Genomic DNA, 25,783 nt, shown 5'->3' with positions numbered 1-25,783 from the left:
GGCCGCCGACCGGGCGGTTGGAGGATGCCGAGAATGAAGAACACTTCCGCCGCCGCTGAGACTGCTGCCAACTCTGCCTTGGCCTGCGTGATGGGCGATATGGACATGGTGCGCCCGCTGGGGCTGGCCGGTCTGCGCTGCGCCGTGGTCACCCATCCCGGCGCTGCCGCTCTGCATTCCCGCTTCACCAAGGACGCCATCCTGTGGGACGACCCGGCGCGCAACCCGGACGGGCTGGTTGAGGTGATGATGGCCTTCGCCAAGGACCAGCCGGAAAAGCCGGTCCTCTACTATCAGGACGACACCCAGCTCCTGCTCGTCTCGCGCAACCGCGACCGGTTGGCCGAGGGGTTCCGCTTCACCATCGCCGACGCCGAGCTGGTCGAGGATCTGGTGGACAAGGGCCGCTTCCAGGCGCTGGCCGAGCGGCTGAACCTGCCTGTCCCGGCGACCCGCCGTCTCTATCCGACCCGCGAGGCCGCCCCCGACGTGGTGGACCTGCGCTTTCCCCTGATCGTCAAGCCGCTGACCCGCCGCCGGGTGTGGGACGAGGCGGACGGCTTCGCCAAGGCCATCCAGGTCGATTCCGCGGACGAGCTGCGCGCCCTGTGGCCTCGGCTGGCGACGGTCGGGCTGGACCTGCTGGTTCAGGAGATGATCCCCGGCCCGGAAACCCGGATCGAGAGCTACCACGTCTATGTCGACGAGCGCGGCGGCGTGGCCGGGGAGTTCACGGGGGCCAAGATCCGCACCTACCCGCTCGCCTACGGGCACAGCACCGCCCTGACCATCACCGACGCGCCGGACGTGGCGGCGCTGGGCCGCTCGCTGACCGAACGGCTGGGCCTGCGCGGCGTCGCCAAGTTCGATTTCAAGCGCGCCCCGGACGGCTCGCTGCATCTGTTGGAGGTCAACCCGCGCTTCAACCTGTGGCACCATCTGGGGGCGGTGGCCGGAGTGAACCTGCCGGCGCTGGTCCACGCCGACCGGCTCGGCCTGCCGCGTCCGGCGGTGGGCATGGCGCGGGCCGGAGCGCGCTGGTGCCACATCACCAAGGACCGCTTGGCCGCCCGTGACAGCGGCCTGTCGATGGCCGCGTGGCTGCCCTGGGTTCTGGGCTGCGAGGCCAAGGCCATCGCGCTAGACGACCCCATGCCCTTCCTGCACAACCAGTTGGCCCGTTTCCTGCCGTCGCGCGCGCCGCACGACGCGCCCGACGGCGCCATGAAAGCCCAGTGAGGGTGCCGCGGCGATGAGGATCGGTATCCTGTCGGACATCCACGCCAATCTTGAGGCGCTGGAGGCCACGCTGGCCGACATGAGCGGCGCCGGGGTGGAGCGCGTCGTCTGCCTGGGCGACGTGGTGGGCTACAACACCGACCCGTCGCCCTGCATCGCCCTTCTGCGCGAGGCCGGCGCGGTCTGCGTCGCCGGCAACCACGACCGCGCGGTGACCCGCCAGATCCCCACCGACGGCTTCAGCGTCCGCGCCATCCGGGCCATCGCCTGGACGCGCAAACGCCTGCCGCCGGAGGACGTCGCGTGGCTGTCCGCCCTGCCGCTGAAGACCAATGTCGGCGAGCATCTCGTCGCCGTTCACGGGGCGCTTCATGTGGACCGGGGCTGCGAGTTGGTCCGGCTGAACAGCGACGACCGGATGCGGCGCACGGCGCAGGCCCTGCTCGCCCACCCCTCCGGCGCCCGCGTCTGCGCCTATGGGCACACGCACCGGCTCGGCATCCACGAATACCGCAATGGGGAGCTGTGGGAGCACGATCCCGACAGCGAGGTCGCCCTGCGCGGCGGCTCCTGTTACCTGCTCAACCCCGGCACGGTGGGGGAGCCGCGGAGCGACGAGCGGCGAGCGACCTGGATGCTGTTCGACACCGGCCGACGGACGGTGAGCGTGCGGCGGGTCGCCTACGACGACCGCGCGGCTTTCGACAAGACGCGCCGGGCGGGGATCGAGCCGCGGCGCCTGCTGTCCATTCCGGCGCCGTTGCGCTCCGCCCTTCAGGGCGGGCTGCGACGGATGGGGATTTACGAGATGGTGCGGCGGGTCATCAACTCGTGACCCATTTCCTCGCCGGCTCGGATCACTGAACCGTCGCCAGCATCAGCAGCGACGCGCCGAGCGGCAACAGGGCGAGCAGCAGCTTGAGCATGGGTCCAGCCATCGGGGTCTCGCAAGGGGGCTTCAAACGCGCGCGACTTTAGCCGGACGGCGGGCAATTATCTGTGACAAATCCTTCAACCCAGCCATCCCTTCCCGCGTCCTGAAAAATTTTCCTTTTGATCCAATCTCTCGGAAAATCCGTATCAACTCTTTGGTGCTATCGTCGGTTCCGCCGCAGGGCAGGCTTTCGGCAACCGGCGGCATCCAACGAGTCTTCGACGACACGGACCGGCGGGAGTGTGGACAATGAATTGGTTCCGAAACGCCAAGGTCGGCCTTCGGCTGATGCTGAGCTTCTCCAGCATCCTGGTTCTGATGATCGCCCTGGCGGCCATCGCCATCTACAAGGTCAACAGCATCAACGACAGCCTTTCCACGATCAACGACGTCAACAACGTCAAGCAGCGCTACGCCATCAACTTCCGCGGCAGCGTGCATGACCGGGCGATCAGCCTGCGCGACGTCACGCTCCTGTCCGACGCCGCGGCGCTCAAGGCCGAACTCGCCACCATCGACCGTCTGGCCGCCGACTACGCGCGCTCGGCCGAGCAGCTGGACCGCATGTTCGCCGTCGGCACCCATGTCACCGCCAAGGAGCGCGAGATCCTCGCCTCCATCAAACAGACCGAGGCCAAGACCCTGCCGCTGGCCCGCGGCGTCATCGAGGCGCGCCAGGCCGGCGACACCGCCCGCGCCGTCAAGATCCTGGTCGAGCAGGCCCGCCCCGGCTTCACCGAGTGGCTGGCCCGCATCAACGCCTTCATCGACCTTCAGGAAGCCGAGAGCCAGGCGGTGGCGAAGCACGCCCGGACGGTGTCCGAGAGCTTTCAGGTGCTGATGATCTCGCTGTGCGCGGTGACCGTCCTGCTCGGCGTTGGGCTCGCCTGGTGGTCGATCCTGACGGTGCGGCCGCTGCGCCGCCTGACCGACACGACGCTGAAGCTGGCCGAGGGCGACCTGACCATCGAAGTGCCGCAGGCGACCAGCCGCGACGAGGTCGGCGAGATCATCCGCGCCGTGCAGGTCTTCAAGGACAACATGGTCCGCGCCCGCCGCATGGAGTCGGAAAAGGAGGAGACGGAACGCCGCGCCGAGGCCGAGAAGCGCGAGGCGATGAACGGGCTGGCCGACCAGTTCGAGCGCAGCGTCGGCTCCATCGTCGAGCTGGTGTCCCACGCCGCCGCCGAGTTGGAGGGCGCCGCCCAGACGCTGAACGCGACCATGGAGCGCGCCAACGATCAGGCCGGCACCGTCGCCGCCGCGGCGACCCAGGCGACCGCCAACGTGGAATCGGTGGCCACCGCCTGCGGGGAACTCGCCGGGTCGGTCAGCAGCATCGGCCAGCAGGTCCGCCAGTCCGCCGACATCGCCAACCGCGCCGTCCGCAACGCCGAGGACACCCAGGCGACCGCAGAAGGTCTGGTCAGCACATCGCAGAAGATCGGGGAGGTCGTGCAGCTCATCAACTCGATCGCCCAGCAGACCAACCTGCTGGCGCTGAACGCGACCATCGAGGCGGCGCGGGCCGGGGAGGCCGGCAAGGGCTTCGCCGTGGTGGCGAGCGAGGTCAAGAATCTCGCCAACCAGACCGCCAAGGCGACCGAGGACATCACCGCCCAGATCGCCGGGGTTCAGGACGTGACCCTGCGCACCGTCCAGTCGATCCGGGAAATCGCCCAGGTCATCGGGGAGAGCAGCCAGATCGCCGACGACATCGCCCAGGCGGTGGAGCAGCAGGGCATCGCCACTCAGGAAATCGCCCGCAACGTCCAGCAGGCGTCGGCGGGCACCGCGGAGGTGTCGGGCGCCATCGTTCAGGTCAGCGGCGCCGCCTCGCAGGGCGGGACCGCCGCGGGCCGCGTGCTGGGCAGTGCTCAAGAGCTGAGCCGCTCCGCCGCGCGTCTGCGGACGGAGGTCAGTGGCTTCCTCGCGAAGGTCCGCGCGGCGTAATGAGGCGACAGTATCCCCTCTCCCCCCTGGGGAGAGGGTTAGGGTGAGGGGGTTGCGCATGGCGCCACGTCCGGCAAAAGCGCACCCCCCTCACCGGCTCTCAGCGGATGCCATAGGCATCCGCCTGCCGCCGTCAGCGCTGGCCTATGGCCAGCGCGAGAGGCCCTTCGGGCCACCCTCTCCCCGGAGGGGAGAGGGCTATATCGGACCTCACGCCGGGGAGCGGTCCTTGTACTTCACGATGACGTACAGCGCGTGGATCATGCCCGGAATGTAGCCGAGCAGGGTCAGCAGCACGTTGATCCAGAACTGGGCGCCAAACCCCACCTGGAGGAAGACGCCGACGGGCGGCAGCAGAAGCGCCAGGATGATGCGTATGATGTCCATGCCGCGATAACGCTCCCGCCCCGCCCCCGGTTCCATCCACCCTTCGGTGATGCTCAGCCCAGCAGGCCGATCTGGTCGAAGGGCAGAGGATCGAACCCGTGCTGGTACACCGCGGAGCCCGCCACCGGCGTGAAGTTGTCGTGCGCGGCGTCAGTGAACTGCGGGTCGAAGGTGAAGGACCCCTTGTCGTAGCCGGCGGCCTGCCACTGCGCCAGCGTGCCCGTGGCGCCGTTCGCCATCACCTGTGGCCAAGCCTGGAACAGCGCCTCGTTGGGGTCGAGGTCGGCGTAGAAGTTGCCGGTGAAGGTCCCCGCCGTCCTCGGCCCGTCGAGGGCCACCGCCCGCCCGTCGCCGGCGTCCACGATGTTCTGGGTGATGGTGTTGTTCGCCATCGGCGTGCCCTTCCAGCCGCCCCAGCCGACGCTCTGCTGCAGGCCGATCTGGGTGCCCAGATTGTCGGCCAGGATGTTGTCGGTGACCGTGTTGTTCCAGCCGCCGTGCAGGAAGATGCCGCCGACGTTGTCGTGGACGACGTTGCCCTTCACCGTGGTGCCGCTGGTCCAGTCGTCCAGATAGATGCCCCAGCTCACCAGCTTCGTCGGGTCGAGGAAGGTGGGGGAGACCTTGCCGTCCCAGGTCACGTTGCCGAAGGCGGTGGTGCCCGACACCTCGTTGTAGGCCACCGTGTGCCCGGCCAGATCCTGCTGGCGGTTGATCAGGTAGATGCCGCCGCCGTCGCTGGTCTCCTGGTTGGCGCCGACGATCTTGTTGTGGGTGATCGTCGCCCGGTAGGTGGCGTCGCCCGAGGCCTGGACGGAGCCGACCGCGATGGCCTTGCCCGGCGTGTCCTCGATCTGGTTGTGGCTGATGGTGACGTCGTTGCTGCCGTTCACCCACAGCGCGTCGCCACCGTGGTCGACGGCGCTGGCGTGCTGGATCAGGTTGTCCGACACCTTGGTGAAGTTGGACCCCGCCTTGACGTAGACGGCCTCGCGCCCGGTCTCGGCGAAATGGTTGCCGGAGACGGTGCTGTTGGCGCTGCCCTCCACCGTGATGCCGTAGCCGGTGTTGGTGACGGTGTTGTTCTTGAAGGTCAGGCCGGCGGCGTTGTTGGCGTAGACCGCGTGCCCGTCCGGCGTGCCGTCGGTCAGGGTCAGCCCCTCGATCGTCACGTTCTTCGCACCGCCCAGCCCGATCAGCACGGGAAGCTGTGCCGCGACCACCTTGTGCCCGGCGACCGCCCCGCCCTCCGGCTTGAACAGCACCTGGTTGGACGCCTTGTCGAAGAACCACTCCCGCGGGGCGTCGAGCTGGTCCTTGCCGTTGAACAGGTAGAAGCGGCTGCCGGCGCCGAGCGCGTCGTAGGTGCCCTGGGCCAGCGTGATGGTGTTGCTGGCGTAATCGATGCTCTTCACCGGCACGGTCATGTTGTCGTAGCCGTGCTGGCTGAAGACGCTGACCATCAGCCCGTCCGTGCTCGAATAGGTCGGAATCGCCCCCGCCTTGAAGCCGAACTGGGTGTAGGCGTTGGCCCCTGCCTTGGTGGCGATCAGCCAGCCGCCGTCGATGGGGTGGCTGGGATCGGCGTTGGGCGTGCGGGCCACCGTCTGCCGGTCGCCGTCCATTGACAGGTCGAGCACCGCCTTGGAACCGCCGGGAAGCTGCGCGCTGTAGAGACCGTTGCCGCGCGACACCCAGTTGTCGACCAGCGAGCCACCGTGGAAGACCGGCTTCTCGCTGCCGTAGGCGGCGAAGCGGACGCCGCTGTCCTGGCCGTCCAGCCAGAGCATGTCCTTCATGTAGTAATCGCCGCCGCGGACGTAGGTCACGTCGATGTTCGGATCGGCGCGCATGGCGTCGCGGGCGGCGGTCAGCGTCGCCTTCGGCCCGTCGGTGCCGTTCGCGTTGGGCGCGGCCAGCTTGCCCGACCATTTGTCGTTGCCGTTGGTCGCCACGAAGAAGGCCGGCCCGGTCGGGGCGGGAGACGGCGTGGGGTTCGGTGTCGGGGCCGGCGTGGACCCGCCGGTCGCGAAGAAGCTCTTGTCGGCGTCGACGACCAGCGTACCGTTCCACCACATCCCGGACTGGCCCTTGACCATGTCCTTCCCGTCCAAGGCACCCTTGTCGTAGGTGACGATGCTGTCGGTGGCGGCGACGGACTTGCCGTTGATGGTGACCTTGTTGACGATCAGCGAGCGGTCCTGCCCGTTCACCACGGCGTCGTTGTCATACTGGATCTGCACCTTGTGCGCCTGGTCCGGTGCGACGTTGGCGGTGAAGCTGTAGTCCTTGGCCGCGGTGCCGACCGTGCCCTCCCCCACCTTCTTGCCGTCGACCATCAGATTGAAATGCGCGTTGGTGCCGCCCGCCGCGATGCCCTGCGCGTTCACCACGAAGGTCGAGGTTCCGGCGACCGGCGCCGCCGGGGCGGCGGGGAAGTCGGAGGCCGGGGTGTCGACCACCAGCGTGCCGTTCCACCACATCCCGGATTGGCCCTTGACCACGTCCTTCCCGTCGAGCGCGCCCTTGTCGTAGGTGACGTTGGCGTCGGTCGGCTTGTGGGTCTTGCCGTTGATGGAGACCCCGCTGACGATCAGCGAGCGGTCCTGGCCGTTCACCACGGCGTCGTTGTCGTATTGGATCTGCACCTTGTGCGCCTGCGCCGCGGTGACCGGCACCGTGAAGCTGTAGGCGGTCGGGCTGGTGGCGTTCACGGTTGCCTGGCCCACCTCGACGCCGTCGATCAACAGGCGGAAATGCGGCCAGATGCCTCCGGCGGACTGCCCATAGGCACTCACGACAATCTTGGCGTCGGTCTTGCCCGTGGTGGTCGATGCCATTGGATGGTTCCCTCGCTCTTATGCTCAACGGCGGCGAGCATGGCGGGGCCGGCCGGACATTTGTGCGCCATTTTGATAACAGGCGAGGGCCACCGGGTCCGTGCTTGTATCCGCCACCGCCTATGACGGGAGAGGCGGTTGAACGGGAGTGATACGCACCAAAGCGCAGGCTCCCCCGGATTAAAGCGAAGCCTTACGTGTTGATGGCTTATACGGAACCAAGAGGCAGAGACCCTATGAAGAAGATCGCTGTTACCGCCTTCGTCGCCCTGTCGCTCGCCGCCTGCCAGAGCGGCGGCAGCGGCATCGGGACCAAGCAGACGGTCGGCGCGCTCGGCGGCGCGGCGGCCGGCGGCGTGATCGGCTCGCAGTTCGGCGGCGGCACCGGCAAGCTGATCACCACCGGTGTGGGCACGCTGCTCGGCGCCTATCTCGGCAGCGAGCTTGGCCAGTCGCTCGACCGCGCGGACGAGGGCTACGCCCAGCGCGCCGCCACCCAGGCCTATGCGGCGCCGATGGGCTCGACCATCCAGTGGAACAACCCGGAATCGGGCAACCGCGGCACCATCACCCCGATCCGCGACGGCCGCGACAACTCCGGCAATTATTGCCGCGAGTACCAGCAGACCGTCTATGTCGGCGGCAAGGCCGAGCGGGCCAACGGCACCGCCTGCCAGCAGCCGGACGGCAGCTGGCGCATCGTGTCCTAACACCCGGCACGCCCCCTGCCCCGGCCGTCCCCTCCGCAAGCCGCGGGGTCGGCGGCCGGGGCGGGAGCCCCGTCATGACGCGGGAAGAGCGGTCAGCCGAATCGCCACCTGCTTGGTGTGCGGGCTGACGGCGATGATCTCCCAGGCCGCACCGGACTCGGCCGCATACTCCATGAAGGCGCGGTACTCGTCCTCGCGCCACGTCCGGTTCCCGATGAACTCGTCGAAGACCAGCACCGTCCCCGCCTGGAAGCGTGGCGCCAGGGCGGTCAGCACCGTCCGCGCCGACGAATAGATGTCGCTGTCCACATTGACGAAGCGCACCGCGCCGCCGTGGGCCGCCAGGAAGGGCGGCAGCGTGTCCTCGAACCAACCCGCGTGCAGCACCGCGTTGTCGCGCACCGGCGGCTGGCTCTTGCCCGTACTGAGCACGCCGCGCGGCGCGTTGACCCAGCCCTCCGGCAGCCCTTCGAACGAATCGAAACCGTGCACGGTCTGCGCGGCCACCGCGGCGATCTGGTTCAGCGAGGTGCCGCGGCGCACGCCGAACTCCAGCACCAGACCGGGCAGCTCCGCCCGCTCCAGCGCGAACCGCAACAGCTCCGCCCCCACGCCGAACAGCCGCAAGTCCGGAGCGAGGTGCGGGCGGATCGCCGTCACCGCCTCGACCAGCGGCAGACGCTTCGGCTGCCCGGCCAGCTTCGCGCGGTACAGCGCCCCGGCCTCCGCGTCGCGGCCCAGCAGCAGCAGATAGGCGCACAGGAAGCCCCAGTATTTGCCCGCCGCCCCCGGACAGTCCGCGGCACGGCGCAGGCGGCGCAGCGCGTCCTCGACACCGTTCAGGCCGAGCGCTGCGGCGTGGCTGCCGAACCACGCGGCGGCGTGCTCCGGATCGTCGGCCAGCCGCTCGTCGAAGATGGCCAGCGCGCCCGCGGCGTCGCCGAGATGGGCGAGGCTGACCGCCCGCTCGTAGAGGATGTCCGCCGACCGGTTCCCGGCGGCCAGCGCCTCCCCGGTCACCCGCAGCGCCTCCTCATAGAGGGCGTCGCGGCGGTAGACGCCGGCCAGCGCCTCAGGGAGGCCGGGGAAGGCGGGGTCGGCCACAGCCACCCGCTCCAGCCAGCGCACCGCCTGCAGGCGATCCCCAGCGGCCAGCACGGCCTGGGCAATATGATAGAGGGTTTCCGAGTGTCCCGGATCGCGCGCCAGGGCACGGCGCAGCGCGGCGGTGGCGGCCGCGGCGTCGCGCCGGCCGAGAGCGGCCATGCCGGTCAGCCGGTCGCGTTCGGCCCGGTCGTGTTCGGCGGAGCCGCCGGACTCCGGCGCGGTGTCCCGCAGCAGGCGCACCGCCTGCCGGTAATGCCGCGCCGCGATCAGGCGGCGCGCCTCGGTCAGAACCTCATCCACGAGAAAACCTGTCGGTCGGGCATGGTCGGAATGGGGCATGAGATGCCCCGCGAAAGCGGCGGGATGCAAGCGCCGCCTGCGGCCGTCGCGGGGGTGAAAAGAAAGAAATGCCCCCTTCGATATTTTTCCCTTTGACAGGGGGCGGCCTGGATTGCTATTCACCCGCTCCCGCCGGACGCTGCCGTAGCTCAGTGGTAGAGCACTCCCTTGGTAAGGGAGAGGTCGAGAGTTCAATCCTCTCTGGCAGCACCATGGGGCCGTAGCTCAGATGGGAGAGCGCCTCGTTCGCAATGAGGAGGTCAGGGGTTCGATCCCCCTCGGCTCCACCAACTTCTTCGGCGGTTGGTTGGTTGACTTGAGTAAGTTGGGTAAGGTTGAATTTAGTGCTTGCTTCGGCGGTCTTTGTTCTTTAGAAGGTCGCCTACGACGCGGGTGTAGCTCAGTTGGTTAGAGCGCCGGCCTGTCACGCCGGAGGCCGCGGGTTCAAGTCCCGTCACTCGCGCCACGTTTCTTGTGGTTAGGTTAAGTATCTCGCGGTTTGGTCCTGTAGCTCAGCGGGAGAGCACTACGTTGACATCGTAGGGGTCACTGGTTCAATCCCAGTCGGGACCACCATTGGGGGATCGTCTAGCGGTAGGACTCCAGACTCTGACTCTGGCTACCTAGGTTCGAATCCTAGTCCCCCAACCAAACCACCTTTCTCTCCCCCCACAACACACCGCCCCAACATCGCGGTTCGCCGCCCCATTCCGATGCCTCTTTTTGTTGCTCGTCCGTTGACGGCAACCCGAGGTAAGGTTTCGTTAACGAAACACGGGATGCGGGGGTTGCAACCATGCTGCGACTGGGCACGAAGGTCCGGCATCATGGGCAGGACGCCATGGTGATCGCGCGGACCTTGGGTGGGCATCCATCCTATGATCTGCGGCTGGCCGACGGCAGCATCGTGAAGTACGCCCAAGAGGCGGACTGCGAGGCCATGCTGTCCGATGGCGGATTCCGGCCGGCTGCCGGCACCGGGGCGGCGGAAGGCCGCCCCGGCTGAACTCCGGGCGAGAGCACCGCGAAACAGCGCCGTTGCCGAATCCCCTCCGCCCGAGCAATATCGCGCAATGGAACGGTTGGAAGACGATGGCAACTGCCCACGGCGGCGCTGGCGGGTGATCGAAGGGGGCGGAACGCCGGTGGAGGTGACCGGAACGTCCCGGAATGGCGACGCGCGCCCGGACGGCGCCGCGGAGGCTGCGGCGCGACCGGTCCCTGAAGATTACGGCCTGACCCGGGACGACTTGCGGATCTGGTACGCGCCGGGCCGTGTCGGGGTCCTGCTCGCCCTGGCGGCCACACTGGGGATGGCGGGTCTGCAGGCCTACGACGCCGGGCGGCTGTCCGATCCCTGGATCCTGGGCGCCCTGCCCGGCCTGCTCTCGGGCACGCTGATCGGCGGCTTCGCCGGGATGGGGCTGATGGTGCTGGTGCACTGGTGCGACCCGCTGGTCGGCATGGCCTGGCCGACCTACGCGCGGCTGCGCCGCTACCGCGACGCCTTGGCCGCCGCGGTCGCCGCTGAACGGAGCGTCAACGAGCGGATGCCCTGAGCGCCGGAAGGACGCCACCGCCGCTGCCACCAGCGGTAGAAATGCAGGGCCTATCCCATTCGAACGATGGTGCAGCGGCGCGTCGACCCAATCTGCTTAAGAGCAGACAGGAGAAACGCAGTGAACCGATTCGACGAAAAAGTCTATCGCGTGACGAAGCGCCGCGACGGGCCGAGCCTCCCGGAACAGAAGAATCAGCTGCTCCGCCTGAAGCAGGATCTCGAACAGTTCAAGTCCCGTCAGGCGGGTGCTGCGGTCGTCGGCAGCCTGCAGGCGCGCATCCGCGAACTGGAATCCTCGATCTCCCGCGCCGAGGCGGCCCGGGTGACGGACCGCGAGTCCCGTCGCCCCCGCGACGATGACGAGGACGCGGAATCCGGCGCCGTGCCGATGGCGGACGGCACCATGCGCGCCACCTCCAGCCGCTTCCCGCCGCGCGGACGGCCCGGCCGGACCCTCTGAACCTCAGCGAAAACATGCCTCACGGCCCGGACCACCCTCCGGGCCGTTGCTCTGTCCGGCCGCCCCATCGCCGGACCGATGCCGGATCCGGTTGATCCAGATCAGGGCGGGCCCTGGTCATAGCTCATACCTTTGGCTCGGTTCCAAGACCTTAGTCTGATGCTTCGGTCTGGGCCGGACGTCCTAAGCGAGCGCGCCGTTCCGTGGCGCCGAAGCGAGACAGCCCAGGGGTACAGCCATGACCTTCTCCGTCGCCGCCGCCACCACCGCAGCCATTGTCCCGCCGCCGATTTCCGCTCCGCCGACGCGGGCAGCGGAGACGGTGACCGGCCGCTGCGCCGGCTGCTCGGCGCGGAGCAAGGGGCTGTGCGGCGCCCTGACCGCCGGGGACCTGCCGGACCTGTCGACGACGTCCCGCCCGCTGGACCTGCTGTCGGCGACCCCCGTGGTGATGGAGGGGGGGGAGGCCGAGGCCGTCTTCACCGTCATGTCGGGCATGCTGAAGCTCTACAAGACCCTGCCGGACGGGCGGCAGCAGATCACCGGCTTCGCCACCGCGGGCGACGTCATCGGGCTGGCTGTGGGCACCGGCTACGCCTACACCGCCGAGACCGTCACCGCCTCCACCGTCTGCCGCATGTCGCGGACGGCGCTGCGCCGCCTGATGGAGCGGCACCCGGCGGTTCAGGGCCGGCTGCTCGCCATGACCTCGGTCGAGCTGTCGGCGGCACAGGACCAGATCCTGCTGCTCGGCTGCAAGACGGCGGTGGAGCGGGTGTCCAGCTTCCTCCTCGCTTTGTCGCGGCGGTCGCGGCCCCTGGCGGACGGCACGCCCAGCGTCTTCCTTCCCATGCCGAAGGTGGACATCGGCGCCTATCTCGGCCTGCGCCCCGAAACGCTGTCGCGCGTGCTGCGCAAGCTGGAAGTCGCCGGGGCGATCACCCGCCTGACCAACGACCGCATCCGCATCGAGAACCCGGCGGTGCTCGAAGCCGCCGCCTGATTCCCCGCTCCATTCCGTTTCAGGCCCGGCCCGCCACCGGATAGCCCTCGCCGCCGAACCCTGCCGCCACGTCCTTCACGAAGGCCTGCCCGACCCGGCGATAGCCCAGCCGGCCGAACAGGCCCGCGGCGTCGAGCTTCGGCGCGGTCGCCGCGACGACGCAGCCGCGCTCGTCCACCACCACCGACGAGCAGCCCAGCTTGCGCGCCAGAAGGTCGATGCCGTCGGCCTGCGCCGCCGAGGTCACCGCCGCGTCGAACAGCCCCACTGCGATGAAGATCGGCACCGTCAGCACGCGGATCATCCCTTCGGCGCTGACGCGGTAGCAGAACAGGCCGCGGATGTGGCCGTCGCTCATCTCGCAGGCCATCACCCCGCCGTCGCCGCCGTCCTGCAGGAACAGGGCGGCCACCTGCCGCCACTCGTCCAGCGTCATGTCACGGTGCAGGGTCTGGACGACGGGCAGCGCCTGATCGGCCTGGGTCTTGGCAAGGGGAGCGAGAATGAAGCTTCTGGGCATGGGCGGGCGATCCTTTCGCGGGCATTGTCCGCGATGATCCGGGCCGCCGCTTTGATTTTGGTCATGCGCCGCGCTGGTGGAGAAGCCGATGGAAAAACCAGTGGAGCGATTGCGCAGAGGCGGTGTTTCAACAGGACCGCCCCACCCCATCACCGGAGACCGGACATGAGCCCCTACCCGCCGCCCCGGCAGGAACCCGACGTGCCGATCCCCATGCCGCTGCCGCCCGACGCCCCGCCGGACGAGCCGGTGGAGGCTCCGCCCATGCCCGGCGAGCCGCAGGAGCCCGTGTAGCGAGTCCTTGAGGTCAGGACTTGCGGCGGTAGAGCGCCATCGCGCGCTCCAGGATACCCGGCGCCGAATAATCGCCAAGGAACAGGTCGCCCAGCGCGCGGCGCATCCGCGCCCGGATGCGGGAGCGGATGGCGTTGCGCAGCGCCTCCTCCTGCATGTGGCAGCGGCGGCAGAGGTTCTTTGGGCGGGCCTCCGGGTTGCCGGAAGGGCGGACCGGGCGGACGACGACCTGCACATCGCGGGTCTCGGCATACTCCACCACATCGGGCCAGGCCGCCCGCCGCCCGCGTCCGTCGCGCCAGGTCTGGTCGGCGGCGTCGTACCAGCGGCCGTCCGGCAGGCAGCGCACGACGGCGCCACCGGGCCGCCCGCAGCAGCGGCAGCGGTTCTCCCCGCTGGCGCCCTTGCGGTGGGCCGGATCGAGGTCGGGTCGGAGAATCTTTGCGCGGAGCGGTCTGGTCATGGCTTGATGCCTGCCTCGGGGCCGGGACTGCCCCTGCGGGACGTGGCTCATGACATGGATGGCCGCGGACCGCCAGTGCGAATTTGTGAAAAGTTTTCCAGAGACCGCGCCCTATGGACATGACCTCTCCCGACCCTTCCCACGCCGCCTCTTCCGGAGATGGCGAGTCCGCCGACCCGCATCTGGTGCACGAGCTGGCCAGCGCCCACCCCGACGTGGTCACCGCCGCCGCCGCGGGCGTGGCGCGGGTGGCCCATGGGGAAGGGCTGGGGCTGGTGCCGCTCGGCCTGCCGCTGCCCAAGGGCAAGCGCGACCTGCTGGTCCCGGCGGAGCGCCGCGAGGCGGTGCTGCTGGAAATCCAGGGCACGCTCGACCGCGCGCGGCGGCGCAACGCCCTGCTCGCCCAGGGGCGCCGCGCGCTGGAGGGCTGGTCGACCAGCCTGCACCCGGCGGATGACCGCACGCGGGTCCGGGCGGTGCGCAGCGACGACCTGCCCTGGCCCGGCTTGCCCGCCCCGGTGCGGCTCCAGGTCTCGCGCGTGCTCGACGCCATGGAACTGGCCGACCTGACGGACGACGATCTGGCCCTGCGGCTGGAGGGCGACCCGGCGCTGGCCGCCGCGCTGGAGGACGCGCTGTCGCGCGCCGCCGCCCGGCTGCACCGCTACGCCGGGGAGGCGGACGGTGCGGACGATGCCTGGACCTTCGCGTCTTTGGCCGACCGGCTGTCCCGCGCCGCCCGCAACCGCCATGGGGTGGACGAGTTGCTGGAGCGCTGGGACCGCGAGTTCGCCGTGTGGCGGCGCGAGCGGGCCGAGGCGCGCGGGCGCGCCTACGTGGACCGGCATTTCGACCTCGCCCGCTTCGAGAAGCTGTTCCCGGTGGCCCGTGGGCTGGGGCGGCGGCTGGTCCTGGTGGTCGGCCCGACCAACTCCGGCAAGACCCACCACGCCATCGAGGCGCTGAAGGGCGCCTATGACGGCATCTATCTGGCGCCGCTTCGCCTGCTGGCGCTGGAGGTGATGGAGCGGCTGAACGCCGAGGGCACCCCCGCCTCCCTGCTGACCGGCGAGGAGGCGATTGCGACGCCCGGCGCCCGTCACACCGCCTCGACCATCGAGGTGATGGACCCCGACCGCCCGGTGGAGGTGGCGGTGATCGATGAAATCCAGATGCTCGCCGATCCCGACCGCGGCTGGGCTTGGACGGCGGCGTTGATGGGCGCCCCGGCGGAGACCGTCTACATCCTGGGCGCCCCGGAGGCCCGCCCGCTGGTCGAGCGGGTGGCGGCCCATCTCGGGGAACGGCTGGAGGTGATCGAACTGGAGCGCAAGGTGCCGCTGACCCTGATCGACCGCCGCCTGAACTGGGAGGAGGTGGAGCCGGGCGACGCGCTGATCGCCTTCTCCCGGCGGGAAATCCATTCCGTGCGCGACACGCTGCGCGCCAAGGGCCTGTCGGTCGCCGCGGTCTACGGCGCGCTGGCCCCGGAGGTGCGGCGGCGGGAGGCCGCGCGCTTCCTGTCCGGCGAGGCCGACGTGGTGGTGGCAACGGACGCCATCGGCATGGGGCTGAACCTGCCCTGCCGGCGGGTGCTGTTCACCGCGCTGGAGAAGTTCGACGGGACCAGCGTCCGCCCGCTGAGCGCGACGGAGGTCAAGCAGATCGCCGGCCGCGCCGGACGATTCGGCAAGTTCGAGTCGGGGGAGTTCGGCGTGGTCGGCCGCGGCACGCCGCAGGCCCTGCGCACTCTGCTGGAGAAGGCGGACGGGCGGCTGCGCGCCGACGCTCCGCTGACCGTGCGGCCGACCCGCGCCATGCTGGCCCGTCTGGCCGATCACATCGGGACGGAGGAGACGGTCCTGCTGCTCGACTGCGTCGCCGACGCCCGCACGGCGGGGTCGCCCTACCGGGTGGGCGACCTGTCGGGGATGCGGCGGCTGGCGGTGATGCTGGACGAGCGGCGGCTGACCCTGCCCGCCAAGCTGGACCTGCTGCTGATCCCCGCCGACCTGGAGGACGAGGCGGAGGCGCGCATCCTCGCCGCCATCCTCGGCACGGTGGAGGCCGGGGAGCCGTCTCCCCTCGGGCGCTTCGTCCCGGCGCGGTTGGACGGGCTGGACGGGGCGGCGCTGGAGGGGCTGTCGCGGGCCTGCGACCTTTATTACTGGGCGGCGCGCAAGTTCCCGTCCCTGTTCCCGGAACGGGAGGCGGTGCGCAGCCGCCGCGGCGAGATCAGCCGGCGTCTGGCCGACCTTCTCGCCACACGCGGGGCGCGGTCCGCCGGGCAGCGGCGCGAGCCGCCGCCCAAGGCCGGTTTCCGCGGCGCCCCGCGCAAGCGCTTCGGCCCGCGGCGGTAAAGCGGCGGCAGAAGCGGGACCTTACATCCCGCCCGGATAGTTCGGGCCGCCGCCGCCCTCCGGGACGACCCAGTTGATGTTCTGGGTGGGGTCCTTGATGTCGCAGGTCTTGCAGTGCACGCAGTTCTGCGCGTTGATCTGCAGGCGCGGGTCGCTGCCGTCCTCCGCCCGCACGATCTCGTACACGCCCGCCGGGCAGTAGCGCGTCTCCGGCGCGTCGTAGAGCGCCAGATTGACCGCGATCGGCACCGACGCGTCCTTCAGCGTCAGGTGCGCCGGCTGGTCCTCCTCGTGGTTGGTGTTCGACAGATACACCGAGGACAGCCGGTCGAACGACACCACGCCGTCCGGCTTGGGATAGGCGATCTTCGGCATCTCCGACGCCTTCTTCAGCGTCTCGTGGTCGCCGTGCCGATGGTGCAGCGTCCACGGCGACTTGCCCTTGGTCGCCGTCTCGTAGGCCGCGTTGGCCAGACCCGCCCACAGCCCCTTCTGGAAGCCGGGGCGGATGTTGCGCACCGCATGCAGTTCCGACCACACCCAGGACGCCTTCAGCTTCTCCGGATAGGCCACCGCCTCGCGCGCCGCTGCCTCGGCGGACAGCAACTCATGCACCGCCTCGGCCGCCAGCATGCCTGACTTCATCGCGGTGTGGTTGCCCTTGATCTTGGGCACGTTGAGGAAGCCCGCCGCGTCGCCGACGATCACACCGCCGGGGAAGGTCAGCTTGGGGATCGACTGGAAGCCGCCTTCCGACAGGGCCCGCGCACCATAGGCGATGCGCCGCCCGCCCTCGAAGGTCGGGCGGATGGCCGGGTGGGTCTTGTAGCGCTGGAACTCCTCGAAGGGCGACAGGTGCGGGTTCTCGTAGTCGAGCCCGACCACGAAGCCGACCGACACCAGGTTGCCCTCCATGTGGTAGAGCCAGGAGCCGCCGTAGGTCTTGGGGTCCATCGGCCAGCCGATGGTGTGGACGATCAGACCGGGCTGGGATTTCTCCGGCGCCACCTCCCACAGCTCCTTGATGCCGATGCCGTAGGTCTGCGGGTCGGCGTCGCGGCGCAGGTCGAAGCGCTCGAACAGCGTCTTGGTCAGCGAGCCGCGGCAGCCCTCGGCGAAGATGGTCTGCCGGGCGTGCAGCTCCATGCCCGGCGTGTAGTTGGCGGTCTTCTCGCCGTCCTTGCCGATGCCCATGTCGCCGGTGGCCACACCCTTGACCGCACCGCTGTCGTCATAGAGCACCTCCGCCGCGGCGAAGCCGGGGTAGATCTCCACACCCAGCTCCTCGGCCTGCCCGGCCATCCAGCGGGCGAGGTTGCCGAGGCTAATGATGTAGTTGCCGTGATTGTGCATCTGCGGCGGGGCGAAGGGCGACTTCAGCGCCTTGGTCTCGGTGAGGAAGAGGAAGCGGTCCTCGCGGGCCGGGGTGGTCAGGGGCGCGCCCTTCTCCTTCCAGTCGGGGATCAGCTCGTCGAGCGCGTGCGGCTCGAACACCGCGCCGGAGAGCAGATGGGCGCCGACCTCCGAGCCCTTCTCGACGACGCAGACCGACAATTCCTGTCCGGCCTCATTGGCGAGCTGTTTCAGGCGGATGGCCGCGCTCAGGCCCGACGGGCCGGCTCCGACGACAAGGACGTCGTACTCCATCACCTCGCGCGGATCGCGATCCATGGTCCCCATGCCTCCCGCTTGATTGAAGCGCCGGGGCCATTTCCGCAGGGTCCGGCGGCTTTCGGAACGGCGTATGCCTTTCGCACCCGCCAAAAAGGATATCTAAGCCCATGTAAGACCACAGGAGCCGTGGTAAGGTCAAACGATGATTGACCAATCCGACATCCTCGCCGCCCTGCGCTGGCACGTCGACATCGGGTGCGACGAAGCGATCGGGGACGAGCCTTTGGACTGGGCGAAGCTGGCCGCCCGGCCGGCGGTGGCGCGTGCGCCGGCCGGCGCATCGGCGCTGCCGCCCGCCGCGGCGCGCCCCGCCCCGGCGGCGACGCCACGGTCGGCGTTCGGGGGTCCCTCCGGCGCGTCGATGTTCGGTGCGCCCGTCACGGCGGACCTGCCGCTGGGCGCCAGCGAGGCCGGGGCGAGCGCCCGCGCCCGCGCCGCCGAGGCGCGCAGCCTGGAGGAGCTGGAGTCGGCGCTGCGCGCCTTCGACGGTTGCCCGCTGAAGGCGACGGCGATGAACACGGTCTTCGCGGACGGCAATCCCGCTGCGGACATCATGCTGATCGGCGAGGCGCCGGGCGAGGACGAGGACCGGCAGGGCAAGCCCTTCGTCGGGGTCAGCGGCAAGCTGCTCGACCGCATGCTGGCCCAGGTGGGACTCGATCGCAGCACGGTCTACATCAGCAACATCCTGCCCTGGCGCCCGCCCGGCAATCGGTCACCGACCCAGGCGGAGATCGCCGCCTGCCTGCCCTTCCTGGAACGGCACGTCGAGCTGATCGGGCCGAAGGTGCTGGTACCGCTGGGCGGCACCTCCGCCAAGACTTTGCTCAACCGGGCGGAGGGCATCACCCGCCTGCGCGGCCGCTGGTTCGACTACGCCTCCCCCGGCCTGTCCGGCCCGGTGCCGGTCCTGCCGATGCTGCACCCGGCCTATCTGCTGCGCAATCCCATCGCCAAGCGCGAGGCGTGGCGTGACCTGCTGACCCTGCGCCAGCGCTTTCCGGGTTGACCAACCGCGATCGTCGTTTTGCCCCCACCCTAACCCTCTCCCGCTGACGCAGGGGAGGGGGGCAAACCCGCCACCGCAGTGGTTAATGACGCCCATTTCCTAAAATGCCTCTCTTATTGCGTCTATTCTTGCGCTGTCATTCGAACATTCGACATCCATAGATATTCCAAACATTACTCAAGTACTTCGAAAGATCGGAGTGGTTTACCAAGTCGCCGCTATGCCGTTGCGCCAAATGGCACAGAAAGACCCATGACCTTGCGCCAAAAGGGTCTTCCCACTGGGCTAGGGCCATTTTTCCACTCCCACTAAGTTGCTGAAAATCCTTGTTAACAGGCCGCATTGACCGCTGTTGGGGAATCATCTTCTTGCGATTCCCGTCCAGTGCGGTTATTCGAATATCATGTTCCGGATATTGTGCAGCGCAGCAAACACCGTCTCGCTGCGGCGGAAGGTCCTGGGAATGGCGGGGGTGGCGCTGGCGCTGTGCGCGGCACCCGACCCGACGGGCGGCTATCGCCCAGCCCAGGCTGGCCTTGTGATCCACGCGCCGGATGGACGCCCCGTCGTCCCGCCGGGATTTGATCGTGCCGAGCAGAACCTGCTTCTGGCGACGGACGCCGACGCCCGCGCCGTCCAGCTGACGGAAGAGGACGCCCGCCATTACCGGCGCATCTTCGCGCTCCAGGAGCGGGGCGAGTGGGAAGGCGCCGACTGGGAAATCCGCCTGCTGCGCGACCGCCGCCTGATGGGCCATGTGCTGCGCCAGCGCTATCTGCACCCCGACCGCAAGGCCAGCTACGACGAGTTGGCCGGCTGGCTCCAGCGCTACGGCGACCTGCCGGGGGCCGAGCGCATCCACGCCCTGGCCCAGCGCCGCGCCCCTGCCGGCCAGCAGCGCGCCCTGAAGCCGCCGCGCGGCAGCGACGGGGAGCGGCTGACCGGATCGCTGGAGCGGTTGGGCGGACTGCGCCCCGAACCGCTGCCGGAGGCCGTCTCCGACGAGGACCAGTCCGACCCGGACAAGAGCGCCGAGGTCGCCGAGGACAAGACCAAGCTCACCGTCGCCCCGCGCAGCCGCACCGCCAGCCGCACCACTCACACCACCCCGTCCCGCGTGACCGACTTGCTGCGCGCCGGCAAGCCGGGGGCGGCGCTCGCCCTGCTCAACCAGGACGACTTCGGGCGCAGCCTCGATTCGGTGCAGTATGACCAGGCGCGGGCACGGATCGCCGCCTCGCTCTATTATTCCGGCGACGTGACGCAGGCGTTGTCGCTGGCCTCGGCCAGCGCCGCCCGTTCCGGCCCGGCGGTGACCGAGGCGCATTGGATCGCCGGCCTCGCCGCTTGGCGGCTGAAGCAGTACGACCGTGCCGCCCGCCACTTCGCCAATCTGGCCGAGGCTGGACCGCGATCGCCCTGGCTGGCCTCCGCCGCCGATTTCTGGGCCGCCCGCGCCCACGCCCGCCGGGGCCGCGAAGAGCAGGCCCGCGCCCATCTGGCCGCAGCGGCGCGCTACCCGCACACCTTCTATGGGCTTCTCGCCCACCGCAAGCTGGGCGGCTCGGGCGACCTCAACTGGCGCACGCCGGAGCTGACCGGGGACCATCTGAAGGCGTTGTCCGCCCTGCCCGGCGGCACCCGCGCCATCGCCCTGATCCAGGCTGGACAGCGCGAAACGGCGGAGCTGGAGCTGCGCCGCATCCACCCGCGCGGCGACGCGCTGGCCGAGCAGGCGCTGGTGGCGCTGGCCGACCGCGCCGGGTTGCCGGGGCTGGCGCTCCAGGTCGGCAACGCGGTGGCCGGTCCGGACGGCGCGCCCTACACGGCGGCCCTCTACCCGGTGCCGCACTGGAAGCCGCGCGACGGGTTCGCCGTGGACCGCGCGCTGGTCTTCGCGGTGATGCGGCAGGAATCGCGCTTCGACCCGCGGCTGGTCAGCTCCGCCGGGGCCACCGGTCTGATGCAGATCATGCCGGCCACCGCCCAGCACGTGCAGGAGCGCAACGCCGACATCGGCGAGGCCGACGCCGCCCGCACCGGCCTGTTCGACCCCTCCACCAACATGGAGCTCGGGCAGCGCTACATGGCGGAGCTTCTGAACAGCCAGGACATCGGCAAAAACCTGTTCCTGCTGGCCGCCGCCTACAACGCCGGCCCCGGCACGCTGGCGCGCTGGCGCCGGGAGCTGTCGGACATCGGCAACGACCCGCTGCTGTTCATCGAGAGCCTGCCCTACGCCGAGACGCGGAACTACGTCGAGAAGGTCGTCGCCAACTTCTGGATCTACCGGCTGCGGCTGGGGCAGGAAATCGAATCGCTGGACGCCGTTGCGGCGGGCGGCTGGCCGGTCTATATGCCGGTGGATGTCTTCCCGGCGGCCCGGTCCACCCAGGTCGCGCAACACGCCGAATCCGCCGATGCCGAAAATTGACGAAACCCGCCCGTTCCTGCCCGTCAACATCGCCGTCATGACCGTATCCGACACGCGCACGCTCGCCGACGACCGCTCGGGCGACGCGCTGGCGGAGCGGCTGACCGGCGCCGGCCACCGGCTGGGCGCCCGCGCCATCGTGAAGGACGACGTCGCCGCCATCCGCGCCCAGGTCCAGGCCTGGATCGCCGATCCGGAGGTCGACGTCGTGCTGACCACCGGCGGCACCGGCGTGACCGGCCGCGACGTGACGCCGGAGGCGGTGGAGGCGCTGTTCGACAAGGCGATCCCCGGCTTCGGGGAGCTGTTCCGCCAACTCAGCTACGCCAAGGTCGGCACCTCGACAATCCAGAGCCGGGCGACCGGCGGGGTCGCCAACGGCACCTACATCTTCGCCCTGCCGGGTTCGCCCAGCGCCTGCCGCGACGCCTGGGACGACATCCTGGTGTTCCAGCTCGACAACCGGCACCGCCCCTGCAACCTCGTCGAACTGATGCCGCGCCTGCGCGAGCATCAGGTGTGACCGACACCGCCGGTCTTCACGGTGCCCTGACGCGGCTGCCGACCTTCGCCGGTTTGCCTTCCGGGGCGCTGGAACCGATGCCGCGCCGGGGCGTGGCGCACGACCATGTGCGGCTGTCGGGAAAGGGCTTGGTCGCCCGCGTCCCGCGCTGGAGCCAGCTCGGGCTCGACCCCTTCGCCAATCTGGAACAGCAGGCCACCGCCTTCCGCCGCGCCGCCCCCGGCGGACACACTCCGGAGCTGGCCGCCGTCCTGCCGCCGGGGCCGGAGCTGCCCATGGGCGCGCTGGTGGTGACGGAAATCGTCGGGCGCCCGCCGCGCCTGCCGGGCAACATGCCGGCCATCGCGCGGGCGCTCGCCGCCTTGCATGCCCTGCCCCTGCCGCCGGACGGCGAGCGTCCCCCTGCCCGCCCCTGCCGACCCGGTGGCGGCGACCCTGGCCCAGGTGGAGCGGCAGGCGGTGTGGTTCGAGCGCGCCGGGCTGGCGCCGAACGCCCTCGCCCTGCTGGAGCGGGAACTCGACGACGCCCGCGCCTTCCGCTGCGCGGCGCCGGTCCCCATCACGCTGGTCGGCAGCGACGTCCACCCCGGCAACTTTCTGATCGACGCCGCCGGCAAAGCGTGGTTCACCGATCTGGAGAAGGCCCAGTACGGCCACCCGGCCATCGACCTCGCCCACGCCAGCCTCTACACCTCCACGATGTGGGAGCGGGAGGTCGCGGCGGTCCTGGCGCCGGACGAGGTCGCGGCGTTCCACGCGGCCTGGGAGGCCGCGGTGCCGCCCGCGCTGGCCGAGGCGGTGCGCCCGTGGCGCCGGCCCTTGCGCCGGCTGACCTGGCTGCGCACCTTGTCCTGGATGGCCCGCTGGCGGGTGGAGGGGCGGCCCTCTCGCCGGACATGCCGGACTCGCTGGCGGCCCACATGGACGCCCACGCGGTCGACGTCCTCCGCCCGGACGTCATCCGGCGTGTCGCCGCCGAATGGCGCCAGGACGGGGGCATTGAGCGGCCGAGACATGCGATGGATCGGGCCGCAGCGTGGTTAACCCTTGCCGGCGGTTGGTGTTAGACTGAGGAATCGAGTTTCAGGCTTTCCTGATCCGGACTCCGTAGGCGTGCAGGTGGACGCGGCATGATGACATTCCGATTTGGCCGGGCCCGATTTGGTCGGACGGCGTTTGGCGCCTTGCTCCTTTCGACGGCGGGCCTCCTGCCGGCCGGCAACGCCGTCGCCGCGGCCCCGGCGGCGACGGAACGTCCGTCGCTGACCTCGGCGACGGGCAGCTATCTGGCCGGGCGCTTCGCCCAGCGCCAGGATGATTGGGCCGCCGCCGCCCTGTTCATGGCGCACGCCCTGTCCGCCGACCCCGGCGACCTGACGCTGCTGCGCCGCACCTACCTGCTGAAGCTGGGCGAAGGGCAGTTCGACGCTGCCATCGACCTCGCCAAGCGGCTGCTGGAACAGGACAACGACCCGCAGATGGCCATCGCCCTGCTGGCCTCCGACAATCTGGCCCGCGGCAAGTTGAAGGAAGCCAAGGCCATGGCCGCGCGCATGCCCAAGGAGGGCATGGCGAAATACATCGGCCCGCTGATCGACGCTTGGCTGGCCGCCGCGGAGGGCAAGACCGACGCGGCGCTGAAGGCGCTGGAGCCGCTCTCCACCGCCAGCGGCTTCGCCGCCCTGCACGACCTGCACGCCGGTCTGCTGCTGGAGTTGGGCGGGCGCAAGGACGCCGCCGGGGAACGCTTCGCCCGCGTGCTGGACAAGGAGGCGCCGCTGCGCGTCATCCAGATCGTCGGCAGCTTCTATGAGCGCAGCGGCCGCAAGGATGAAGCCCGCAAGCTGTACGAGTCCTTCCGCGCCGGCAACCCCGACAGCCTGATGGTCGAGCCGGCGCTGAAGGCGCTGGACGAGGGCACGGCCGCCGCCGCGGTGGTGTCCGACGCCAAGCAGGGGCTGGCGGAGGCCCTGTTCGACCTGGGCAGCGCCATCCATCACGAGGGGGCGGAGGAAACCGCCCTGCTGTTCGGGCGGATCGCCCTTCATCTGCGCCCCGACCTGTCGCTAGCGCGGCTGATGATCGGCGACATCATGGAGAACCGCGACCACCACGCCGACGCGCTGGTCGAGTTCCAGGCGCTTGAGAAGGACCCGGTGCTGGGCTGGACCGCCCGGCTGCGCGCCGCCGAGAGCCTCGCCCGGCTGGAACGCACCGACGACGCCATCGCCGCCTTCTCCTCCCTGTCCGCCGAGCGTCCCGAGCGAACCGACGCGCTGATCCGGCTGGGCGACCTGTACCGCGTCGCCAAGCGCTACGGCGAGGCCGCCGACAGCTACAGCAAGGCGCTGGAGCGCATCGGCACGCCGGAGGAGCGGCATTGGGCGGTGCTCTACGCCCGCGCCATGTCCTACGACAAGGTGGATCGCTGGCCGGACGCTGAACGCGACCTGCGGGCGGCGCTGGCGCTGAAGCCGGACGAGGCCTTTCTGCTGAACTATCTGGGCTACAGCTACGTCGACCGTGGGCTGAACCTGGAGGAGGCCAAGAAAATGATCGAGAAGGCCGTCGCCCTGCGCCCCAAGGACGGCTACATCGTCGACAGCCTGGGCTGGGCGCTCTACCGCACCGGCGATTTCGAAGGGGCGGTGGAGAAGCTGGAGCGCGCGGTGGAGCTGAAGCCGACCGACGCCACCATCAACGACCATCTGGGCGACGCCTACTGGCGCGTCGGGCGCCGCAACGAGGCCCGCTTCCAATGGACCCGCGCGCTCCGCACCGCGGAGGAGGAGCCGCAGAAGGAGGACATCCGGGCCAAGTTGGACAAGGGCCTGATCGACCCCAAGGCCGCCGAGGCGGCAGCGCCGAAGGTTCAGTAAGCGGCGCCTGCATAGGCTCTGGCGCTCACCGCGCCCATGCCGCATAAAGCCCTTCTTCCCCATTCGGGAAGAAGGGCTTTTCGTTTCCGGGGACCCGACCATGAGCGCCATCGCCGAGGCCGCGCCGGCCAAGCTGAACCTCTATCTGCATGTGGTGGGCCGCCGGGACGACGGCTATCACGAGTTGGACAGCCTCGTCGCCTTCGCCGACGTGGCGGACCGGGTGACGGTGCAGCCGGGCGTGGCGCGGATCGCGCTGCGCGGGTGGACCTGCCGCCGGTCGGGCCGCGGCTAGCCATCTCCGGCCCCTTCGGCCCGGCCTTGATGGGGAGAATCCGGCGAACAACCTCGTCATCCGGGCCGCCCACGCGCTGGCCGCCCGGCTGGGGCGCGAGGCCGACGCCATGATCGCGCTGGAGAAAGTGCTGCCCATCGCCTCCGGGATCGGCGGCGGCTCGGCGGACGCCGCGGCGACGCTGCGCGCCCTGGCCCGCCTGTGGGACGTGCCGGTGACCGACCGGCGGATCTACGAGGTCGCGGTCTCGCTGGGCGCCGACGTGCCGGTCTGCGTCGCCGGGCGGAGCTGCTATTTCGGCGGCGTGGGAGAGGTGCTGGAGGAGGCGCCGGCTCTGCCGGAAACCCATGCGGTGCTGGTCAACCCCGGCGTGCCGGTGCCGACCCCCGCCGTGTTCAAGGCGCGCAAGGGCGCCTTCAAGAGCGCCTTCTCGGCACCGGCCCGCTTCACCGAGGCGCCGGCCGACGCTGCGGCGCTGGCCGCGCTGCTGAAGGAGCGGCGCAACGACCTGACCGAACCGGCGCTGACCGTCGCCCCGGTGATCGCCGACGCGCTGGCGGCGCTGGAAGGCACGGACGGTTGCCTGCTGGCCCGCCTGTCGGGCAGCGGTGCGACCTGCTTCGGCCTCTATGCGGATGCGGAACAGGCCGCCGCCGCCGCCCGGTCGATCCGGGCGGCGCGGCCGCGCTGGTGGGCGAAGTCCGCGCGGCTCCTGCCGACCCCGGCGGACGCGCCGCCGCTGCCCAAGGGATTGGTGGCACCGTCCGCGCTCACCACCGCCCCGGCGCCGCCGGTCCCC

General features: G+C 70.1%; 22 protein-coding genes, 5 tRNA genes and 1 pseudogene. 21 read left to right on the top strand and 7 right to left on the bottom strand.

The window, feature by feature from the left end; all coding sequences use genetic code 11:
• The first annotated feature begins 33 nt into the window (after positions 1 to 33).
• The 3 genes from ACWPXE_RS08725 (at position 34) to ACWPXE_RS08715 (ending at position 4,126) form a co-directional block, all read left to right on the top strand.
• Complete coding sequence (locus tag ACWPXE_RS08725; RefSeq protein WP_454017484.1) at positions 34 to 1,239, top strand: carboxylate--amine ligase; 1,206 nt, start codon at positions 34 to 36, stop codon at positions 1,237 to 1,239.
• Positions 1,240 to 1,252: 13 nt separating this feature from the next.
• Entirely contained in the window at positions 1,253 to 2,074 is an 822-nt protein-coding gene (locus tag ACWPXE_RS08720) for a metallophosphoesterase family protein (RefSeq protein WP_454017483.1), read from the top strand.
• A 348-nt stretch (positions 2,075 to 2,422) separates the two neighbouring features.
• Positions 2,423 to 4,126, top strand: coding sequence for a methyl-accepting chemotaxis protein (locus ACWPXE_RS08715; protein ID WP_454017482.1), 1,704 nt, complete (start codon positions 2,423 to 2,425; stop codon positions 4,124 to 4,126).
• Positions 4,127 to 4,336: 210 nt separating this feature from the next.
• Here ACWPXE_RS08715 and ACWPXE_RS08710 read toward each other — a convergent pair whose 3' ends face one another.
• Entirely contained in the window at positions 4,337 to 4,513 is a 177-nt protein-coding gene (locus tag ACWPXE_RS08710) for a YqaE/Pmp3 family membrane protein (RefSeq protein WP_040134614.1), read from the bottom strand.
• Positions 4,514 to 4,566: 53 nt separating this feature from the next.
• Entirely contained in the window at positions 4,567 to 7,353 is a 2,787-nt protein-coding gene (locus ACWPXE_RS08705) for a carbohydrate-binding domain-containing protein (protein WP_454017481.1), read from the bottom strand.
• A 236-nt stretch (positions 7,354 to 7,589) separates the two neighbouring features.
• Between ACWPXE_RS08705 and ACWPXE_RS08700 the strand changes: the two genes are divergently transcribed.
• A complete protein-coding gene (locus tag ACWPXE_RS08700) occupies positions 7,590 to 8,063 on the top strand; it encodes an RT0821/Lpp0805 family surface protein (RefSeq protein ID WP_014197686.1) in 474 nt (157 codons plus the stop codon).
• Positions 8,064 to 8,135: 72 nt separating this feature from the next.
• On the opposite strand, the gene ACWPXE_RS08695 is transcribed toward ACWPXE_RS08700, so the two are convergent.
• Positions 8,136 to 9,470 (bottom strand): class I SAM-dependent methyltransferase, encoded by a 1,335-nt coding sequence (locus ACWPXE_RS08695; protein WP_454017480.1) that lies wholly within the window; start codon positions 9,468 to 9,470, stop codon positions 8,136 to 8,138.
• Between the two features lie 177 nt (positions 9,471 to 9,647).
• On the opposite strand from ACWPXE_RS08695, the gene ACWPXE_RS08690 reads away from it, so the two are divergent.
• From ACWPXE_RS08690 to ACWPXE_RS08650, 9 genes are all read left to right on the top strand, one after another.
• Positions 9,648 to 9,722 (top strand) — tRNA-Thr (locus tag ACWPXE_RS08690).
• A gap of 1 nt (position 9,723) precedes the next feature.
• Positions 9,724 to 9,799 (top strand) — tRNA-Ala (locus ACWPXE_RS08685).
• A 99-nt stretch (positions 9,800 to 9,898) separates the two neighbouring features.
• Positions 9,899 to 9,975: transfer RNA gene (locus ACWPXE_RS08680), tRNA-Asp, on the top strand.
• Between the two features lie 35 nt (positions 9,976 to 10,010).
• Positions 10,011 to 10,085: transfer RNA gene (locus ACWPXE_RS08675), tRNA-Val, on the top strand.
• Between the two features lies 1 nt (position 10,086).
• Positions 10,087 to 10,160: transfer RNA gene (locus tag ACWPXE_RS08670), tRNA-Gln, on the top strand.
• A 145-nt stretch (positions 10,161 to 10,305) separates the two neighbouring features.
• The gene (locus tag ACWPXE_RS08665; RefSeq protein ID WP_454017479.1) at positions 10,306 to 10,515 is read left to right on the top strand and encodes a hypothetical protein; all 210 of its coding nucleotides are present in this window, start codon (positions 10,306 to 10,308) and stop codon (positions 10,513 to 10,515) included.
• A 67-nt stretch (positions 10,516 to 10,582) separates the two neighbouring features.
• The gene (locus ACWPXE_RS08660; RefSeq protein ID WP_237905619.1) at positions 10,583 to 11,068 is read left to right on the top strand and encodes a hypothetical protein; all 486 of its coding nucleotides are present in this window, start codon (positions 10,583 to 10,585) and stop codon (positions 11,066 to 11,068) included.
• A 120-nt stretch (positions 11,069 to 11,188) separates the two neighbouring features.
• Positions 11,189 to 11,530, top strand: a complete 342-nt coding sequence (locus ACWPXE_RS08655) for a Gas vesicle protein V (RefSeq protein WP_454017478.1) — start codon at positions 11,189 to 11,191, stop codon at positions 11,528 to 11,530.
• Between the two features lie 238 nt (positions 11,531 to 11,768).
• Complete coding sequence (locus ACWPXE_RS08650) at positions 11,769 to 12,533, top strand: Crp/Fnr family transcriptional regulator (RefSeq protein ID WP_454017477.1); 765 nt, start codon at positions 11,769 to 11,771, stop codon at positions 12,531 to 12,533.
• A 19-nt stretch (positions 12,534 to 12,552) separates the two neighbouring features.
• Here ACWPXE_RS08650 and ACWPXE_RS08645 read toward each other — a convergent pair whose 3' ends face one another.
• Entirely contained in the window at positions 12,553 to 13,053 is a 501-nt protein-coding gene (locus tag ACWPXE_RS08645; RefSeq protein ID WP_014197695.1) for a hypothetical protein, read from the bottom strand.
• 165 nt (positions 13,054 to 13,218) lie between these two features.
• Here ACWPXE_RS08645 and ACWPXE_RS08640 point away from each other — a divergent pair, with 165 nt between their 5' ends.
• Positions 13,219 to 13,347, top strand: coding sequence for a hypothetical protein (locus ACWPXE_RS08640; protein WP_014197696.1), 129 nt, complete (start codon positions 13,219 to 13,221; stop codon positions 13,345 to 13,347).
• Positions 13,348 to 13,360: 13 nt separating this feature from the next.
• On the opposite strand, the gene ACWPXE_RS08635 is transcribed toward ACWPXE_RS08640, so the two are convergent.
• Entirely contained in the window at positions 13,361 to 13,810 is a 450-nt protein-coding gene (locus ACWPXE_RS08635; protein WP_454017476.1) for a hypothetical protein, read from the bottom strand.
• 113 nt (positions 13,811 to 13,923) lie between these two features.
• Between ACWPXE_RS08635 and ACWPXE_RS08630 the strand changes: the two genes are divergently transcribed.
• Positions 13,924 to 16,170: a helicase-related protein gene (locus ACWPXE_RS08630; protein WP_454017475.1), complete on the top strand. Its 2,247-nt coding sequence runs from the start codon at positions 13,924 to 13,926 to the stop codon at positions 16,168 to 16,170.
• A 21-nt stretch (positions 16,171 to 16,191) separates the two neighbouring features.
• Here the strand turns inward: ACWPXE_RS08630 and ACWPXE_RS08625 are convergent, their stop codons facing one another.
• Positions 16,192 to 17,841, bottom strand: coding sequence for a 4Fe-4S dicluster domain-containing protein (locus ACWPXE_RS08625; protein WP_454017474.1), 1,650 nt, complete (start codon positions 17,839 to 17,841; stop codon positions 16,192 to 16,194).
• Between the two features lie 145 nt (positions 17,842 to 17,986).
• Between ACWPXE_RS08625 and ACWPXE_RS08620 the strand changes: the two genes are divergently transcribed.
• The 3 genes from ACWPXE_RS08620 to moaB all read left to right on the top strand — a co-directional run bounded on the left by ACWPXE_RS08620 (position 17,987) and on the right by moaB (position 21,810).
• Positions 17,987 to 18,853 carry a uracil-DNA glycosylase gene (locus tag ACWPXE_RS08620; RefSeq protein ID WP_454017473.1) on the top strand — a complete coding sequence of 289 codons (867 nt, stop codon included), beginning with the start codon at positions 17,987 to 17,989 and terminating at the stop codon, positions 18,851 to 18,853.
• A gap of 463 nt (positions 18,854 to 19,316) precedes the next feature.
• Positions 19,317 to 21,287 carry a lytic transglycosylase domain-containing protein gene (locus ACWPXE_RS08615; RefSeq protein WP_454017472.1) on the top strand — a complete coding sequence of 657 codons (1,971 nt, stop codon included), beginning with the start codon at positions 19,317 to 19,319 and terminating at the stop codon, positions 21,285 to 21,287.
• A complete protein-coding gene (gene moaB / locus ACWPXE_RS08610; RefSeq protein WP_454017471.1) occupies positions 21,274 to 21,810 on the top strand; it encodes a molybdenum cofactor biosynthesis protein B in 537 nt (178 codons plus the stop codon). Before ACWPXE_RS08615 ends, moaB begins: the two co-directional genes overlap by 14 nt.
• A gap of 16 nt (positions 21,811 to 21,826) precedes the next feature.
• Here the strand turns inward: moaB and ACWPXE_RS08605 are convergent, their stop codons facing one another.
• Positions 21,827 to 22,144, bottom strand: coding sequence for a hypothetical protein (locus ACWPXE_RS08605; RefSeq protein WP_454017470.1), 318 nt, complete (start codon positions 22,142 to 22,144; stop codon positions 21,827 to 21,829).
• Positions 22,145 to 22,176: 32 nt separating this feature from the next.
• On the opposite strand from ACWPXE_RS08605, the gene ACWPXE_RS08600 reads away from it, so the two are divergent.
• From ACWPXE_RS08600 to ACWPXE_RS08590, 3 genes and pseudogenes are all read left to right on the top strand, one after another.
• Positions 22,177 to 22,854 (top strand): phosphotransferase family protein, encoded by a 678-nt coding sequence (locus tag ACWPXE_RS08600; protein WP_454017469.1) that lies wholly within the window; start codon positions 22,177 to 22,179, stop codon positions 22,852 to 22,854.
• Between the two features lie 140 nt (positions 22,855 to 22,994).
• A complete protein-coding gene (locus tag ACWPXE_RS08595; RefSeq protein WP_454017468.1) occupies positions 22,995 to 24,689 on the top strand; it encodes a tetratricopeptide repeat protein in 1,695 nt (564 codons plus the stop codon).
• Positions 24,690 to 24,789: 100 nt separating this feature from the next.
• Positions 24,790 to 25,720, top strand: a pseudogene (locus ACWPXE_RS08590) (4-(cytidine 5'-diphospho)-2-C-methyl-D-erythritol kinase); the annotation flags it as partial.
• Positions 25,721 to 25,783: the final 63 nt, after the last annotated feature.

The sequence above is a fragment of the Azospirillum sp. Marseille-Q6669 genome (assembly GCF_965111635.1).
Note: the sequence above shows the minus strand (reverse complement) of the source record. Positions and strands in the feature narration are given on the sequence as shown.